General features: G+C 62.5%; 18 protein-coding genes. All 18 read left to right on the forward strand.

Features of this window, described 5'->3' with window-relative positions; genetic code table 11:
• Positions 1–4: 4 nt before the first annotated feature.
• The 18 genes from CFK21_RS07210 to CFK21_RS07295 all read left to right on the forward strand — a co-directional run bounded on the left by CFK21_RS07210 (position 5) and on the right by CFK21_RS07295 (position 17,104).
• Positions 5–1,825, forward strand: coding sequence for an AAA family ATPase (locus tag CFK21_RS07210; protein ID WP_096366029.1), 1,821 nt, complete (start codon positions 5–7; stop codon positions 1,823–1,825).
• Between the two features lie 298 nt (positions 1,826–2,123).
• A complete protein-coding gene (locus tag CFK21_RS07215) occupies positions 2,124–3,437 on the forward strand; it encodes a DEAD/DEAH box helicase (RefSeq protein ID WP_096366030.1) in 1,314 nt (437 codons plus the stop codon).
• A 15-nt stretch (positions 3,438–3,452) separates the two neighbouring features.
• On the forward strand, positions 3,453–4,130 hold the full coding sequence (locus CFK21_RS07220; RefSeq protein ID WP_096366031.1) for a spermidine synthase: 678 nt from the start codon (positions 3,453–3,455) through the stop codon (positions 4,128–4,130).
• A gap of 61 nt (positions 4,131–4,191) precedes the next feature.
• On the forward strand, positions 4,192–4,740 hold the full coding sequence (locus CFK21_RS07225) for a DUF2058 domain-containing protein (protein ID WP_096366032.1): 549 nt from the start codon (positions 4,192–4,194) through the stop codon (positions 4,738–4,740).
• 292 nt (positions 4,741–5,032) lie between these two features.
• Positions 5,033–5,581, forward strand: a complete 549-nt coding sequence (locus CFK21_RS07230) for a flagellar basal body-associated FliL family protein (RefSeq protein WP_096366033.1) — start codon at positions 5,033–5,035, stop codon at positions 5,579–5,581.
• A 9-nt stretch (positions 5,582–5,590) separates the two neighbouring features.
• Complete coding sequence (gene fliM / locus CFK21_RS07235; RefSeq protein ID WP_096366034.1) at positions 5,591–6,598, forward strand: flagellar motor switch protein FliM; 1,008 nt, start codon at positions 5,591–5,593, stop codon at positions 6,596–6,598.
• A 20-nt stretch (positions 6,599–6,618) separates the two neighbouring features.
• Positions 6,619–7,053, forward strand: coding sequence for a flagellar motor switch protein FliN (fliN, locus tag CFK21_RS07240; protein ID WP_096366035.1), 435 nt, complete (start codon positions 6,619–6,621; stop codon positions 7,051–7,053).
• A complete protein-coding gene (gene fliO, locus CFK21_RS07245; RefSeq protein WP_096366036.1) occupies positions 7,050–7,490 on the forward strand; it encodes a flagellar biosynthetic protein FliO in 441 nt (146 codons plus the stop codon). Before fliN ends, fliO begins: the two co-directional genes overlap by 4 nt.
• Positions 7,487–8,233: a flagellar type III secretion system pore protein FliP gene (fliP, locus tag CFK21_RS07250; RefSeq protein ID WP_096366037.1), complete on the forward strand. Its 747-nt coding sequence runs from the start codon at positions 7,487–7,489 to the stop codon at positions 8,231–8,233. Before fliO ends, fliP begins: the two co-directional genes overlap by 4 nt.
• A 9-nt stretch (positions 8,234–8,242) precedes the next feature.
• Positions 8,243–8,512, forward strand: a complete 270-nt coding sequence (gene fliQ / locus CFK21_RS07255; RefSeq protein ID WP_096366038.1) for a flagellar biosynthesis protein FliQ — start codon at positions 8,243–8,245, stop codon at positions 8,510–8,512.
• Between the two features lie 9 nt (positions 8,513–8,521).
• Positions 8,522–9,307: a flagellar biosynthetic protein FliR gene (gene fliR / locus CFK21_RS07260; RefSeq protein ID WP_096366039.1), complete on the forward strand. Its 786-nt coding sequence runs from the start codon at positions 8,522–8,524 to the stop codon at positions 9,305–9,307.
• Complete coding sequence (gene flhB / locus CFK21_RS07265; RefSeq protein ID WP_096366040.1) at positions 9,307–10,449, forward strand: flagellar biosynthesis protein FlhB; 1,143 nt, start codon at positions 9,307–9,309, stop codon at positions 10,447–10,449. The genes fliR and flhB overlap by 1 nt, the downstream gene beginning before the upstream one ends.
• A 174-nt stretch (positions 10,450–10,623) precedes the next feature.
• Complete coding sequence (gene flhA / locus CFK21_RS07270; RefSeq protein WP_096366041.1) at positions 10,624–12,732, forward strand: flagellar biosynthesis protein FlhA; 2,109 nt, start codon at positions 10,624–10,626, stop codon at positions 12,730–12,732.
• Positions 12,733–12,777: 45 nt separating this feature from the next.
• Entirely contained in the window at positions 12,778–14,076 is a 1,299-nt protein-coding gene (gene flhF, locus CFK21_RS07275) for a flagellar biosynthesis protein FlhF (RefSeq protein ID WP_096366042.1), read from the forward strand.
• A gap of 28 nt (positions 14,077–14,104) precedes the next feature.
• Positions 14,105–14,944, forward strand: coding sequence for a MinD/ParA family protein (locus CFK21_RS07280; RefSeq protein ID WP_197703026.1), 840 nt, complete (start codon positions 14,105–14,107; stop codon positions 14,942–14,944).
• Complete coding sequence (locus CFK21_RS07285; RefSeq protein WP_096366044.1) at positions 14,941–15,669, forward strand: RNA polymerase sigma factor FliA; 729 nt, start codon at positions 14,941–14,943, stop codon at positions 15,667–15,669. Before CFK21_RS07280 ends, CFK21_RS07285 begins: the two co-directional genes overlap by 4 nt.
• A gap of 265 nt (positions 15,670–15,934) precedes the next feature.
• The gene (cheY, locus tag CFK21_RS07290; RefSeq protein WP_096366045.1) at positions 15,935–16,327 is read left to right on the forward strand and encodes a chemotaxis response regulator CheY; all 393 of its coding nucleotides are present in this window, start codon (positions 15,935–15,937) and stop codon (positions 16,325–16,327) included.
• Between the two features lie 21 nt (positions 16,328–16,348).
• On the forward strand, positions 16,349–17,104 hold the full coding sequence (locus CFK21_RS07295) for a protein phosphatase CheZ (RefSeq protein ID WP_096366046.1): 756 nt from the start codon (positions 16,349–16,351) through the stop codon (positions 17,102–17,104).
• Positions 17,105–17,121: the final 17 nt, after the last annotated feature.

The following is a 17,121-nucleotide window of genomic DNA, read 5'->3' on the forward strand; positions in this document are numbered from 1 at the left end:
AGCTATGAGAATAAAGTCAATCCATGCGCAAAACACTCAGCCCGTCGAGTTATTCGCCGTCAATGATTTGTCTGATCTTGTCGTAATCGCCGGCCCAAACGGCATTGGTAAGACGAGATTAATTTCCGCATTTATTGCTTTTTTTCAAAACCCCAATGCAGGACAAATAAAATTTGAAATTCAATCTACATCAAAAGCTGAAGAAGAGGCATGGGGTAAGCGCTCTTTAAATACAGAAAATGCGCAAGATTCAAATTTACTTCGAACAACGCTGCAACAAAATCGTAGGCGTCGAAATTTTAGCGGAAGCGTTCTATATTACGAAAGTAACAGAACCATACAGAATATTAAGCCATTGTCCTTTCAGTGGGAAATGGCCGACCCCTGGGAAGAACAAGTATCGTGGAATTTCGGATTCGGTGGCTTAGCAGGAAGGTTTCAAGACACGCTGCACGCAATCTTCAAAAAGATACAAAACCAAAAAACTTCAATCGCAAATCGAGCCATTAGCCTGAGGCAACAGGGGCATGATTCGATGAATCTGGAATTCTCAGATCCGTTAGAGCCGTTTAGAGATGCGTTTTCAAAGCTCTTGGGGCCGAAGGAACTAGTCAGGGCAGATCTACAAGCCAACACCCTTAGATTTAGACACAACGATGTCGAGTATGGCATTAACGCATTGTCGTCCGGTGAGCGTGAAGTTTTGAATATCGCTTTTGACTTTCTTCTCAGAAGACCGTCAGATTGCATAATATTTTTTGATGAACCTGAGCTTCATCTACATCCCGAGCTATCAACGAAGCTAATAAGCACGTTGAAAAGCATAGGGGAGAATAATCAGTTTATATTGTGTTCTCATTCTCCAGATATTATCTCATCATCTTTAGATGATACGGTCATATTTTTAACACCTAAAAAGGAAGGTCAAGAGAACCAAGCCGTGTTATTAAAGGCGGATGATGAATCAACTGAAGCATTGAACCGACTTGGTCATTCTATCGGCGTTGTTTCATTAGGTAAGAAAATCGTTTTGATTGAGGGGACAGACGGTAGCTTAGATAAGCAAGCGTATTCCCACATTTTAAAAAATCGCTTTCCGAATCTTGTCTTACTGCCTAGTGGCGGGAAGGGTAATCTCAGCGCGTTCGACAAAGTGGCGGATTCTGTACTAAATAAGACACTTTGGGGGATCGACTTTTATATGCTGGCTGACCGTGACAGCATTGTTAACAGTGACGAGTTCGAAGAGAGAGCGCCAGGCAGGTTTAGAACGCTTTCGAAATATCATCTCGAAAACTACTTTCTCGACTCGGATGTGCTGGCTGCTGTATTCACCAAGATGGAACCGTCAAATTCTTGGTTATGCGATCCTGTTGCAATAGAGTCAAGGCTCACTGAAATAGCTTTAAATCATCTCCCGTATGCAGCCACCCTGATTGTCGCAAACGAAAGAAGAAGGATGGCTGGGAATGTCGATATCATGGTCAAAGGTTGCCAAGGAAAGAGCAAAGATGACTTAATTCAATTTATCCGCGATAAAAGTAATGTAGAAACCATCCGAATCAATGAAGCTCTAAACGGAGATTCACTCGCAGATCACTTGTCCGAAGTGTTTGATCAGCTAGAAAAGTCAGTTAATGATGGCTCTCAAGCATGGAAGTCAGATATCCCAGGAAAAGCCATCTTTAAAACATTTTGCAGCCAAGCAAGCATGCCGTCTGGGCGGCTGAAAACTCTTTACATTCAACAAACGGAGGAAATGGATAACAACCCATTTGAAGAACTCGTTGATTTATTTAAGGGGTTTGCAGAACATGAAGCCTAATGTGTATAACAAGCCCGTAAACTCGGACGTATTTTTCGCTCGCTACGCTCACTGCAAATACGCCGGTTACGGCTGGCGTTAATGTTCGCACCAGGTCGGTGGCTGAACTCTCGTTGGTACTATCTTTCACGCTTGAACTCAATTATACTCCCGGCACGTAGCGCCATCCGGTCGGCGCATAGCTTCGCGGCCGTCTCCCTCCCCGAAAGACTTATCCTCGAACATTCAACCCAATCATGACTCCACCCTGACCGGCCCCGCGGAACCTGCGGGTAGGCTGGACCTGGAGCAGATAAATATGTCATTTGAGACCCTCGGCCTCATGGCCGAACTCCTGCGTGCCATCGATTCGCAGGGCTATACCACCCCGACCCCCATCCAGCGCCAGGCGGTGCCGGTGATATTGGAAGGCCGCGATGTGCTGGCCGGCGCCCAGACCGGCACCGGCAAGACCGCTGCCTTCACGCTGCCCATGCTGCAGCTGCTCAGCCAGCGGCCGCGCAAGGGCAGGGCGCCGCGCGCCCTGGTGCTCACTCCCACCCGGGAGCTGGCGGCGCAGGTCGGTGAGAGCGTGGAAACCTACGGTGCACACCTGAAGCTGCGCTCCGCCATCATCTTCGGCGGGGTGGGGATCAATCCGCAGATCGAGGCCCTGAAGCGCGGCGTCGACATCCTGGTCGCCACGCCGGGCCGGTTGCTGGATCATGCCGGCCAGGGCACGGTGGATCTGTCCGCGATTGAGATCCTGGTGCTGGACGAGGCCGACCGCATGCTGGACATGGGCTTCATCCACGACATCCGCCGGGTGATGAAGCTGCTGCCGAACAAGCGTCAGAACCTGCTGTTCTCTGCCACCTACTCCAACGAGATCAAGCGTCTGGCCGACGGCCTGCTGCACCGGCCGGCCCTGATCGAGGTGGCGCGGCGCAATACGGCCGCCGAGACCGTCACCCAGCATGTGTATCGGGTCGACAAGGACGCCAAGCGCGATCTGCTGATCCACCTCATCGATGCCGGGCAGTGGTCCCAGGTGCTGGTGTTCACCCGTACCAAGCACGGCGCCAACCGTCTGGCCGAGCAACTCAATCGGGCCGACATCGAAGCGGCCGCCATCCATGGCAACAAGAGCCAGAGTGCCCGCACCCGGGCCCTGGCCGGGTTCAAGGACGGCAGCGTGCGGGTGCTGGTGGCGACCGACATCGCCGCCCGCGGCCTGGACATCGACCGCCTGCCGCATGTGGTGAATTACGAACTGCCCAATGTGCCGGAAGACTATGTGCACCGTATCGGCCGTACCGGTCGGGCCGGTGAGGAGGGCGCGGCGATTTCACTGGTCGGCGCCGATGAAGCCAAGCTGCTCAAGGATATCGAGCGGGTTCTGAACAAGACCATCCCGGTGCTGCCCATGCCGACGTTCGAGCCGAAGGTGCTGAAAGCGGCCCCCCGACCGGAGCAGAGGTCCAGGGCCACTCCCGGCAATAAGTCGAAGGTGAAGAAGAAGCCGGCCATCAGCCGTAACGCCGGGTCCCGTGCCGGTGACAAGCCGGCGGACGGCCAGCGCAAGCGGCGCCGGCGCAATCGCCCGTCCCAGTCCCCCGGCGCTGCCCGGTAACAGTCTTTCCGCCCCGTGCGCCCCTGGACCCTGCTCGACACTGCGCAAATCCCCGGCAACGGCGGCGAGTTGCAGCTGTATCAGCGCGGCGATGAATTCTCCATCAAGCTGGTGGGGCGGGGCGAGTTGATGAGCAGCCGCGTCCATGGCTCGGAGGAGGCGCTGGCGGCGCAGACCTGCGCACGACTGGCGGACAGCCAGCGGGCACAGGTGCTGATCGGCGGGCTGGGTATGGGGTTTACCCTGGCCGCGGCGCTGCAGGCGTTGGGCGCGCAGTCACGGGTCGTGGTCGCGGAACTCGTCCCGGCGGTGGTGGCCTGGAACCGCGGCCCGCTGGCGCATCTGGCCGGGCATCCACTGGACGATGCGCGGGTGCGTGTGCAGGAGGGCGATATCGCCCGGCTGCTGCAGGCCGGGCCCCGGGCCTGGGATGCCATCCTGCTGGATGTGGACAATGGCCCCGAGGGCCTGACCCGTCGGGAGAACGACTGGCTCTACGACACGGAGGGGCTGACGGCGGCCTGTGCTGCATTGCGCCCCGGCGGTGTGCTGGCCGTGTGGTCGGCCGGCCAGGCGCCGGAGTTTCTGCCGCGGCTGCGCAAGGTGGGCTTCGAGGCGGAGGAGGTACGGGTGCGCGCCCATGGCGCGAAGGGGGCACGCCACGTCCTCTGGTTCGGCCGGCGGGTGGATTGATCCGCCCACCGCTCGGATATACTTGCACATACATGAATCAGGCAATACAGAGGCAGGACCGATGGGCAATTCATTCGGCGATCAGTTGCTCAAGGCCGGGCTGGTGGACAAGTCCCGGCTGGAAAAGGCGAACAAGTCCAAACGCAAGCAGCAGAAGCTGAAACAGAAGCAGAAGGTCGAGGTGGTCGACGAGGCCGCCGTGGCCGCCGGGGCGGCGCGCAAGGCCGCGGCGGAGGCGGCGGAACGCGATCGTGAGCTCAATCGCCAGCGCAAGGCGGCCGCCGAGCGCCGGGCGATCCAGGCCCAGGTCCGCCAACTGGTGGATCAGAACCGGCTGGCGGATGCCGAGGGGGAGGTTGCCTACAACTTCCAGGACGGTACCCTGATCAAGACCCTGCATGTCACCGAGACCGTCCGCGACCGGCTGGCGCGCGGCCAGCTGGTCATCGTCCGCTTCGACGCGGGCTACGCGCTGGTCTCCGCGGGGGTGGCGGAGAAGATCGGGCAGCGCGATGCCGCCTGCATCGTCAGCCGGGCCGGGGACCGGCCGCAGGAGGACGCCGACGACCCCTATGCGGAGTACCAGGTGCCCGATGACCTGATGTGGTAGCGCTCAGTCCGGGAGCACCGTCCCGGGCCCTGATCACCTGAAATTCCGACTGCAACCTGCCCGCAACGCGGGCACCGGGTGCAACCGTCCCATTTGCTTCCCCGCTCATTCCACTTCCATTGATCCGGTGCCGGGAAACCGGCTGGAGGCGCGACGGAATAACGTCAAGTCTCTGTCGACCCCGGATTTTCCATTTCCAACCAATTGAATATAAATAACTAATTTTTCTTCCTGGCCGTGGCACAGGACTTGCTTTTGCCTGTGCAGACATTCACAGGCACAAGGTACCGGCATGGCAGAAGAAGATCTCGATCTGGACGTGGATACCGCGGAGGCGGAATCCGGCGGCGGGCTGAAAATCGTCATCATCGCCGCTGTCGTGGTGCTGCTGCTCTCCAGTGCCGTGCTGGCCGGACTCTATTTCATGGGCATGCTGGGCGGGAGCGAGTCGGCCGCCGGACAGCCGGCGGCCGCCGCAGAAGGGGCCGCGGCCGAAACCGCCGCGCCTGCAACCAGCGGCGGCCCGCTCATCTACCAGCCGCTGGAACCTCCCTTCGTCGTGAATTTCGGCCGTGAAGCCGACGTGCGCTTCATGCAGATCACCATTCAGGTGGCCGACCGCGATCCGGCCGTGATCGAGCGGATCAAGGAACACAACCCGGCCATCCGCAATGGCCTGGTGATGCTGTTCAGCAGCCAGGATCCCGAGGTGCTCAATACCCGTGAGGGCAAGGAGCAGCTGCGCCAGGACGCGCTGGAGGAAGTGCGCAGCGTGCTCGAGCAGATGACCGGCCGGGGTCGGCTGGAAAATCTGTACTTCACCAGCTTTGTCATGCAATAGGGGTACTGCGTGAACGATCTGCTCTCACAGGAAGAAATCGACGCGCTCCTGCACGGGGTCGGCAGCGGTGATATCGAGACCGAATCCGACGACGGCGGCGGTGACGGCGAGGCACAGAACTACGACTTCACCAGCCAGGACCGCATTGTCCGCGGGCGCATGCCCACGCTGGAGATGATCAACGAGCGCTTCGCCCGTTATTTCCGCATTTCGCTGTTCAACATGCTGCGCCGCCAGGGCGAGATCTCGGTCGGCGGCGTGCAGATGCTCAAGTTCGGCGAGTACATCCACAGCCTGTTCGTCCCGACCAGCCTGAACCTGGTCAAGATCAATCCGCTGCGCGGCACCGCCCTGTTCGTGTTCGATCCCAAACTGGTGTTCAGCGCGGTGGACAACTACTTCGGCGGCGACGGGCGCTTCCACACCAAGATCGAGGGCCGCGAGTTCACGCCCACCGAGCAGCGCGTCATCCAGCGCATGCTGGACCGGGCCTTCGACGATCTGTTCCAGGCCTGGCGCCCGGTGCTGCCGGTCGAGTTCGAGTATCAGACCCACGAGGTCAATCCGCAGTTCGCCAACATCGTCAGTCCCACCGAGGTGGTGGTGGTCTCCACCTTCCACATCGAACTGGAAGGCGGCGGCGGCGCGCTGCATATCACCCTGCCGTATTCCATGGTCGAGCCCATTCGCGATCTGCTGGATGCCGGCGTGCAGAGCGATCGCAGCGACGTGGACGAGCGCTGGCGCATCGCCATCAAGGAAGAGATGAAGGATGCCGAGGTCGAGCTGTCCTCGCAGCTGGCCGAGACCACCATCACCTTCCGCGAGCTGATGGAAATGCAGATTGGGGACGTGATTCCCATCGACATGCCGGAGACCATTCTGCTGCGTTCGCAGGACATCCCGCTGTTCCGCGGCCGGCTGGGCAGCGCCAATGGCAACAAGGCAGTCAAGATCATCGACAAGGTGAACCAGAACGCGATGGTTCCCCTATCCAATGTAATTGAAAAGAACTGAGTGCGTGACGGGAGACAGTAATGAGTGACGATCAGGAAAACCTGGACCAGGATGCGATGGCCGACGAGTGGGCCGCCGCCCTGGCCGAACAGGACGACACCGGCGGCGGTGACGGCCAGGCCGAAGTTGCGGCTCAGGTGTCCAAGCCGGAACTCGATCAGTTCGAGAGCGCCACGGTGCCGGCCGGCAGCGATGAAGCCAATCTCGATCTGATCCTGGACATCCCGGTCACCATCGCGATGGAAATCGGCCGCACCCGGATCAGTATCCGCAACCTGCTGCAGCTCAACCAGGGGTCGGTGGTGGAACTGGACCGGCTGGCGGGGGAGCCGATGGACGTGCTGGTCAACGGCACCCTGGTGGCGCACGGCGAGGTGGTGGTGGTCAACGAGAAGTTCGGTATCCGCCTGACCGACGTGGTCAGTCCGGCGGAACGGGTGAAGAAGCTGAAATGATGTCGTTTCCCGCACGCATCACGGTGACGCTGGCGCTGCTGTGGCCGCTGACGCTGCAGGCATCCGAGGGCCGGCAGGCCGCCGAGTCCCTGAACGATCCCATGGCCTGGTCCAACCTGCTGCAGGTCCTGCTGGGCCTGGTGGCGGTGATCGTCCTCATGTTGATCTTTGCCTGGCTGATGCGGCGCATGTCCGGTTTCCAGGGCGGCGTGCCCGGGGCCATGCGCGTGCTCGGCGGCCTGTCCATGGGCGCGCGCGAGAAGGTGGTGCTGATCCAGGTCGGCGAGACCCAGCTGGTGCTGGGCGTGGCGCCGGGTCGGGTCCAGACCCTGCATGTGCTGGAGGAGAAGATCGAGACCCCGGTGCGCGAGGGCGCCGGCATGAACAGCTTCGCCCGCAATCTGCAGCAGGCACTGAGCCGGGGAGACAGGTCATGAGACTGCGCGGCCTGATCAGCCTGCTGCTGCTGTTGCTGCCGGTGGCCTCGCTGGCCGAACCGGGCATTGCGGCCTTCCGCATGGAGAACAATCCGGACGGCAGCGAGACCTATTCCATCAGTATCCAGGTGCTCGCCATCATGACGGCGATCACCTTCCTGCCGGCGGCGCTGATGATGATGACCTCCTTCACCCGCATCCTGATCGTGCTGTCCATCCTGCGCCAGGCGCTGGGCACCATGCAGACGCCTTCGACCCAGATCCTGATCGGTCTGTCGCTGTTCCTGACCTTCTTCATCATGGTGCCGGTGTTCGACGAGGTCTACACCGAGGCGGTCAAGCCCTATCTCAACGAGGAACTGGCGCCGGACGAGGCGCTGGCACGCGCCGCCGAGCCGTTCCATGCCTTCATGCTGGCGCAGACGCGCGAATCCGATCTGGAGACCTTCTCCGACATTGCCCGGGCCGAGCCGGTCGAACGCGCCGAGGACATTCCCTTCTCGCTGCTGCTGCCCTCGTTCGTCACCAGCGAACTGAAGACGGCCTTCCAGATCGGGTTTCTGATCATGATCCCGTTCCTGGTCATCGATCTGGTCATCGCCAGCCTGCTGATGTCCATGGGCATGATGATGCTCTCGCCCATGATCATATCGCTGCCGTTCAAGATCATGCTGTTCGTGCTGGTCGATGGCTGGTCGCTGATCATGGGCACGCTCGCCTCCAGTTTCTACATTGCGAGTTAGGAGCCACGCATGACACCCGATACCGTCATCACCATCGGCGAGCAGGCCATGTACATCACCGTGCTGCTGGCCGGGCCGCTGCTGATCGCCTCGCTGGCGGTGGGCCTGGTCATCGCCATGTTCCAGGCCGCGACCCAGATCAACGAGATGACGCTCACCTTCATCCCCAAGCTGGCCGCGATCGTGCTGGTGCTGCTGCTGGCCGGGCCCTGGCTGCTGCGCAGCCTGCTCGATTTCACCATCAACCTGTATACCAGCATCCCCGGCCTGATCGGCTGAGGCGCAACCATGGCTACGCCGCTGCTCCTCACCACCAGTCAGATTGCCGGATGGGTCGGCGAGTTCATGTGGCCCTTCATGCGCATCGGCATGATGCTGATGGTGATGCCGGTGTTCGGCGGTCGGCTGGTGCCGGAGCGGGTGCGGATCCTGACTGCCGTGGTGATCGCCGCTATCCTGGTGCCGGTGATCCCGCCGGTGCCGGCGGTGGACCCGCTCAGCGCCGAGTCGGTGGCGATCTCGGCCCAGCAGCTGGCCATCGGCATGGTGATGGGATTCATGCTGCAGCTGGTCTTCGGGGCCCTGGTCATCGGCGGCCACGCCATCGCCATGAGCATGGGCCTGGGCTTCGCCTCCATGGTCGACCCCCAGAATGGCGTGAATGTACCGGTGATCGGCCAGTACTACGTCACCCTGGCCACGCTGCTGTTCCTGGTGCTGGACGGGCACCTGATCCTGATCAGCGTACTGGCCGAGAGTTTCCACCAGTTGCCCATCGCCGCCCACGGTCTGACGCGCGACACCTTCCTGACCCTGGCCCACTGGGGCACACAGATGTTCGCCGGCGGGGTGTTGATTGCAGTGCCGGCGTTGATTGCGCTGATGCTGACCAACATCGCCTTCGGTGTGGTCTCGCGCGCCGCGCCGCAGCTCAATATCTTCGGCGTGGGCTTCCCGGTAACGCTGACCTTCGGCTTCGTGGTCATCTACCTGACCCTGTCCAACCTGGTGCCGCAGTTCCAGGTGCTGCTGCATGACGCCTTCACCCTGCTGGGCAGTCTGGGGGCGGACTGATGGCGGAGAACGAGAACGGACAGGAACGCACTGAAGAGCCGACCACCAAACGGCTTGATGATGCCCGCCGCAAGGGCCAGATTCCGCGTTCACGCGAACTCAATACCCTGACCATGCTGATGCTGGGCGCACTGACCTTCCTGATCATCGGCGAGACCATGATCGATCAGTTCTCCCAGCTCATGCACATGGGGCTGTCGTTCGAACGGCGCGACGTATTCAACGTCGAGGCCATGTTCCAGGCCATGAAGGTCGCGCTCGGCACGGGACTGACCCTGGTACTGCCGTTTCTGCTGGTGAGCCTGCTGGCGGCGATCGCCTCCTCCATCGCCCTGGGCGGCCTGTCCTTCAGCCTGGAGGCAATGACCCCCAAGCTGGAGAAGCTCGATCCCATCAAGGGGATGAAGCGCCTGCTCGGGGTCAAGGGCCTGGTGGAACTGGGCAAGGCCGTGGGCAAGCTGCTGCTGGTCACCCTGGTGGCGCTGATTCTGTTCAACGCCTTTTTCGACGAGATGCTCTACCTGGGCCGGCAGACCCCGAAACAGGCCATGGCCAACGGCGGCGAGATCCTGCTCTGGTGTTTTCTGTTTCTCAGCCTGGGGCTGATCTTCGTCGCCGCCATCGATGTGCCGTTCCAGCTCTGGGATCACAAGCGCCAGCTCAAGATGACCAGGCAGGAGGTCAAGGACGAGATGAAGGACACCGAGGGCAAGCCCGAGGTGAAGCGACGCATCAAGCAGGCCCAGTACGAGATCGCCTCGCGCCGCATGATGGAGGCCGTGCCGGAGGCCGACGTGGTCATCACCAACCCGACCCATTTCGCCGTGGCCCTGAAGTACGACGATTCGGCCATGCGGGCGCCGCGCGTGGTGGCCAAGGGCCGTGGAGTGGTGGCCGCCGAGATCCGCAAGCGTGCGCTGGAGCACAACGTGGCCCTGTTCCAGGCGCCGCCGCTGGCGCGTGCGCTCTATTTCAGCACCGATCTCGACCGGGAGATCCCGGCCGGGCTGTATTACGCCGTCGCCCAGGTGCTCGCCTATGTGTTCCAGCTGCGCACCGCGACCGCCTACGGCGGCGCGCGGCCGCCGAAGCCGGGCGATATCGAGGTGCCGGACGAGTATTACCATCCGCCGGCGGAGTGATGGGGGCCGTGGATTCCGTCATTGCGAGGCGCGCAGCGCCGTGGCAATCCCGTACCTCAAACGGTGCATTACGAGATTGCCACGCTGCGCTCGCAATGACGAATGATTGGACAAATTGGTAAGAAGGTTGCATAGCCTTCTGTCAACGACTGAAACCGGACGCAGCGAGACGCAATGGAACAGGTACTGAACACGATGAAGGAACTGGGCCGCAACGGCCTGGGCGCGCCGGTGCTGCTGGTGCTGATGCTGGCCATGGTGGTGGTACCGCTGCCGCCGCTGGGGCTGGACATGCTGTTCACCTTCAACATCTCGCTGTCGCTGATCGTGCTGATGGTCACCATCTATGCCATGCGGCCGCTGGATTTCGGCATCTTTCCCACGGTGCTGCTGATCGCCACCCTGATGCGCCTGGCGCTCAATATCGCCTCCACCCGCGTGGTGCTGCTGGAAGGCCACACCGGCACCGACGCCGCGGGCAAGGTCATCGAGGCCTTCGGCGAATTCGTCATCGGCGGCAACTACGCCGTCGGTCTGGTGGTGTTCGCCATCCTGGTGATCATCAACTTCGTGGTGGTGACCAAGGGCGCGGGGCGCGTCTCCGAAGTCAGCGCCCGCTTCACCCTGGACGCCATGCCCGGCAAGCAGATGGCCATCGACGCCGATCTCAATGCCGGCCTGATCAGTCAGGACGAGGCCCGCAACAAGCGCGAGGAGATCACCGCCGAGGCCGATTTCTACGGCTCCATGGACGGTGCCAGCAAGTTCGTCCGCGGGGATGCCATCGCCGGCATCCTGATCCTGTTCATCAACATCCTCGGCGGCCTGGGTATCGGCATGCTCCAGCACGACATGGCTTTCGCTGACGCCATGCGCAACTACACCCTGTTGACCATCGGCGACGGCCTGGTCGCGCAGATCCCCTCGCTGGTGCTGTCCACCGCCACCGCCATCATCGTCACCCGGGTCAACAGTTCGCAGAACATGAGCAGCCAGGTGCTCTCGCAACTGTTCGAGAACCCGGCCTCGCTGGGCGTGACCTCCGCCGTGATCGGTCTGCTGGGCCTGATCCCGGGCATGCCCAACTTCGCCTTCCTCACCCTGGCGGCCATCGGCGGCGCCGCCACCTGGTGGCTGAGCCAGCGCCGGCGCCAGCCGGTGGCCGAGGAGGCCCCGCCGGAGGAGCCCGAGACGCCGCCGGAGGCGCGCGACCTGAGTTGGGACGATGTCGCCCCGGTGGACATCATCGGCCTTGAGGTCGGCTACCGCCTGATCCCGCTGGTGGATCGCAACCAGGGCGGACAGCTCATGGACCGCATCAAGGGCGTGCGCAAGAAGCTGTCGCAGGAACTGGGCTTCCTGATTCAGCCCGTGCATATCCGCGACAACCTGGATCTGGGCCCCAGCGCCTATCGCATCACGCTCAACGGCGTGCCGGTGGGCGAGGGCGACATCCAGCCCGAACGCGAACTGGCCATCAACCCGGGCCAGGTCTACGGCAGTGTGCCCGGCACCGCCACCACCGAGCCGGCCTTCGGTCTGGAGGCGGTATGGATCGACCCGGATCAGCACGACAACGCCCAGACCCTGGGCTACACCGTGGTCGACGCCAGCACCGTGGTGGCCACCCACCTCAGCAGCCTGCTGCAGCAGCATGCCAGCGAACTGCTCGGTCACGAGGAGGTGCAGCAGCTGCTCGACACCCTGGCCCGGACCTCGCCCAAGCTGGTCGAGGATCTGGTGCCCAACACCCTGCCGCTGGGCACGGTGGTCAAGGTGCTGCAGAACCTGCTCGAGGAGCGCATCCCCATTCGCGACATGCGCAGCATCGCCGAGACGCTGGCGGAGCATGCCGGCCGGACCCAGGATGCCGGTAATTTGACAGCTTCGGTGCGGGTCGCCCTGGGTCGTTCCATCGTCCAGCATATCAATGGATTGCAGCATGAACTTCCAGTGATTGCGCTGGATCCTTCGCTGGAACAGATATTGCTACAGTCCCTTCAGGGCACCCAGGAAGGGGGCGCCGGTTTCGAGCCGGGACTGGCGGAACACCTGCACCAGGCCCTGGCCAACCGGACCCAGCAGCAGGAGATGAACGGACAGCCGGCCGTGCTGCTGGTGGCACCGCCGGTGCGCAACTGGCTGGCGCGGCTGTTCCGGCACAGCATCCCGGGCCTGCATGTGCTGGCCTATGACGAGGTGCCGGACAACAAGCAGATCAAGGTGGTCGCCACCGTGGGCCAGGCCCCGGCGGGACTGCAGCAGCAGGCGGCACCGGCCTGATACCGGTTCGGCACAGAGACTTAAAGCGGGCGTGAGGACACCAACATGAAGATAAAACGATTCTTCGCTCAGGACATGCGGCATGCCATCCGCAAGGTGCGCGAGGAGTTGGGCGCGGATGCCGTCATCCTGTCCAACCGCAAGCTGGATCAGGGGATTGAGATCATCGCCGCCATCGACTACGACGAATCGCTGGTCGGCGGCGGTGCCGACGCGGTGCCCGAGGCCGCTGCGGCACAACCTGGCGCCCCGGCACCCGAGACGGCCGGAACCTATGACGCCCGCGCCCGCTACAGCGAGGCACCCGTTCAAGCGCAGGCTGACGCACCGGCGCAGCCGGCCACGGCGAGCGCCGGATCCCAAACCCGGGCCCGCAACCCGCTGGCCGACATCGAATGGGACCACGACCCGGCCATCATCGAGATGCGGCGCGAGATTCAGGAGATGCGTGGCCTGTTGGAGAATCAACTCGCGCACCTGGCCTGGGGCGAACTCAACCGCCGGCGTCCGGCCGAGGCCGGTATCCTGCGCCGGCTGAGTGCGCTGGGCCTGCCGTCCGCACTGTGCACCGAACTGGCTCAGGCCGCCGGCGAGACCGCCGACCCGGAGCAGGGCTGGCGCCGGGCGCTCGCACTGCTGGCCCAGCGCCTGCCGGTGACCGACGACGACATTCTAAGCCAGGGCGGCATCGTCGCCCTGGTCGGCTCCACCGGCGTGGGCAAGACCACCACCGTGGCCAAGCTGGCCGCCCGCTATGCCCTGCGCCACGGCCCACGCAGCGTGGCCCTGGTGACCACCGACAGCTATCGCATCGGGGCCCATGAGCAGCTGTTCACCTACGGCCGCATCCTGGGCGTACCGGTGCAGGTGGCGGGCGATCACAACGAACTGCACAACGCCCTGCAGAGCCTGCGCGACAAGCGTCTGGTACTGATCGATACCGCCGGCATGAGCCAGCGCGATCTGCGCCTGAGCGAGCAGTTCACCACCCTGCGCGAGGCCGGTCTGCCGATCCGCAGTTACCTGGTCATGTCGGCCACCACCCAGGCCGGGGTGCTGGAGGAGGCGGTGCGCGCCTTCAATCAGGGCCGGCTGGATGGCTGCATCCTGACCAAGGTCGACGAGGCCGCCGCCCTCGGCGGCGCAATTTCCATTATCGCCGGGCACCAGTTGCCGCTCGCCTATGTCGGCGACGGTCAGCGCGTGCCCGAGGATCTACACCCCGCACGGGCCCAGAACCTGGTCAACCGTGCGCTTTCCCTCCAACAACAAGCCGGACAGGAAACCCATGACGATACCCTTGCAGAACGTTTCGGCGCTATCGCAGCCAGCGGCCGTGTCTAGAATGGATCAGGCGGCCGGACTGCGCAGTATGACTCAGCCCAAACCGGTTCGGGTGATTGCGGTGACCAGCGGCAAAGGCGGCGTGGGCAAGACCAATGTCTCGGTCAACCTCGCCGTGGCCCTGGCGGACAGCGGCCGGAACGTGATGCTGATGGATGCCGACCTGGGTCTGGCCAACGTCGATGTCATGCTCGGGCTGCATCCCGAATACGATCTTTCCCATGTCATCGACGGCAGCCGTACCCTGGAAGAGGTCATCGTGCCCGGCCCGGCCGGGCTGCAGATCGTGCCGGCGGCCAGCGGTACCCAGCAGATGGCCCAGCTCAGCCCGGCCGAGCATGCCGGCGTGATCCGCGCCTTCAGCGAACTGAGCCAGCCGCTGGATACCCTGATCGTGGATACCGCCGCCGGCATCGCCGACAGCGTGGTCAGCTTCGTGCGCGCCTCGCAGGAGGTGATCGTGGTGGTGTGCGACGAACCGGCCTCGATCACCGACGCCTATGCCCTGATCAAGGTGCTCAACCGCGACCACGGCGCCCAGCGCTTCCGGGTGCTGGCCAACATGGCGCACAGCGCCCAGGAGGGCCGCGACCTGTTCAACAAGATCTCGCGGGTGACCGAGCGCTACCTCGACGTCACCCTCGAGTTCATGGGGGCGGTGCCCTACGACGATTATCTGCGCAAGGCCATCAAGCGCCAGAAGCCGGTGGTGGACGCCTACCCGCGTTCGCGCGCCGCGATGGCCTTCAAGAATCTCGCCCAGAAGGCTGACAACTGGCCGATCCCGACCGGGGCGGCCGGCCATCTGGAGTTCTTTGTGGAACGATTGATTACCTCCAGCAGTGGACAGATGGAGGTCCTGCCATGAACGGAGCCGCCATGTACGCAACAACACAGGAACGTGGACAGGACGAGCTGGTCACCCAGCATGCGCCCCTGGTCAAACGGATCGCCTATCACCTGATGAGCCGGCTGCCGCCCAGCGTGCAGGCCGACGACCTGATCCAGGCCGGCATGATCGGCCTGCTGGAGGCGGCCAAGAACTACGACCCCTCGCAGGGTGCGAGCTTCGAGACCTATGCCGGTATCCGTATCCGCGGCGCCATGCTCGACGAGATCCGCCGTACCGACTGGACCCCGCGTTCGGTGCACCGCAAGGCGCGCCAGGTGGCCGAGGCGGTGCGCGAGATCGAGAACGCCATGGGCCGCGATGCCCGCGATCACGAGGTGGCCCAGGCGCTGGGCATCGGTCTGGACGAGTATCACCGCATCCTGCAGGACGCGACCGGCGCACGCATGTTCAGTTTCGAGGACCCGGGCGCGCTCGGCGACGAGCAGGAAGTGCGCGGGCTGGAGCAGCCCAACGAGCCGCTGGACAACCTGCAGCACGAGGATTTCCAGGGCGCGCTGGCCGACGCCATCGCCGGCCTGCCGGAGCGCGAGCGCCTGGTGATGTCGCTGTACTACGACGAGGAACTGAACCTGCGCGAGATCGGCGAGGTGCTGGGGGTGTCCGAGTCGCGCGTGTGCCAGATCCACGGCCAGGCCCTGATCCGGCTGCGCGCCCGCATGGGTGAGTGGGTTCAGAGTTGACGGCGCAGCGCGCCCGTCATTGCGATGCCCAGACCCGAAGGGTGGGGTACCCATGATGAAGCCCGAAGGGATTCTATGGGGCGTGGCAATCTCCAAACGGCTCAGGCTGCGTTAAGAGATTGCCGCGGCGCTTCGCGCCTCGCAATGACGAGAGTAACTAAGCAAATCGCCGTACCGGCCGCTATGGCCAACAGGATGAAAACGGGCTGAATGCCGCGGCGGCGGCAGCCGCCGGCAGCAACTGGACGACTATCGGGAGGTCGTGTTGGACAAGAACATGAAGATCTTGATCGTGGACGATTTTTCCACGATGCGACGGATCATCAAGAACCTGCTTCGGGATCTTGGGTACAACAATACCCACGAGGCGGACGATGGCACCACCGGGCTGCCCATGCTGCAGTCGGGCGATTATGAATTCCTGATCACCGACTGGAACATGCCGGGCATGACCGGCATCGATCTGCTCAAGGCCGTGCGCGCCGATCCCAAGCTCGCCAGCCTCCCGGTGCTGATGGTGACGGCCGAGGCCAAGAAGGAGCAGATCGTCGAGGCCGCCCAGGCCGGCGTGAACGGCTATATCGTCAAGCCCTTCACCGCCGTGACGCTCAAGGAGAAGATCGAGAAGATCTTCGAGCGCCTCGGTACTTCGGCCTGAGCAGATCGGCGGGGAATATAAATGACAGAACAGAACATGATGGCCGATCCGGAAACCATCGCCATGGCCCGCGAACTGGTCAGCGAACTGGAGGCCGGCAACGAACTGGCGGTCAACGACCTGCTGGATACCCTGTCGCGCAAGCGGGAAGAGGGGTTGTTCGTGGAGTTGGGCAAACTGACCCGCGAACTGCACGAGGCGCTTAACAACTTTCAGATCGACTCGCGCATCGCGAGTCTGACCGAGTCCGACATCCCGGATGCCAAGGAACGGCTCAATCACGTCATCAGCATGACCGAGGAATCGGCGCACAAGACGCTCAACGCCGTCGATCAGAGCCTGCCGATCGCCGAGGAACTGCAGCAGCGCGCCACCGATCTGCATGACAAGTGGAGCCGGTTCCGGCAGAAGAATATGGAGTTGGAGGAGTTCCGGGCCCTGGTCCCGGAGATCGACAGCTTCCTCGAACTGACCCATCGCCATGCCGGCACGCTCAACGCCAGTCTCTCGGAAGTAATGATGGCGCAGGGGTTCCAGGATCTTACCGGCCAGATCATCCGCCGGGTGATCAACCTGGTCACCGAGGTGGAGGACAACCTGGTCCACCTGATCCGTATCTCCGGCCAGCATTTCAAGGACACCGTTCCCGAGGAGGCCGACAGGGACAAGGACATGTCCAGGGGCTATGGCCCGCAGGTGCCCGGGGTTGATGCCGGCACGGAGGTGGTCAACAGCCAGGATGACGTGGATGAACTGCTCTCCAGCCTGGGCTTTTGAGCCGCCAGTGCAAGGAC

Source organism: Thiohalobacter thiocyanaticus (assembly GCF_002356355.1).
Classification (GTDB): domain Bacteria; phylum Pseudomonadota; class Gammaproteobacteria; order Thiohalobacterales; family Thiohalobacteraceae; genus Thiohalobacter; species Thiohalobacter thiocyanaticus_A.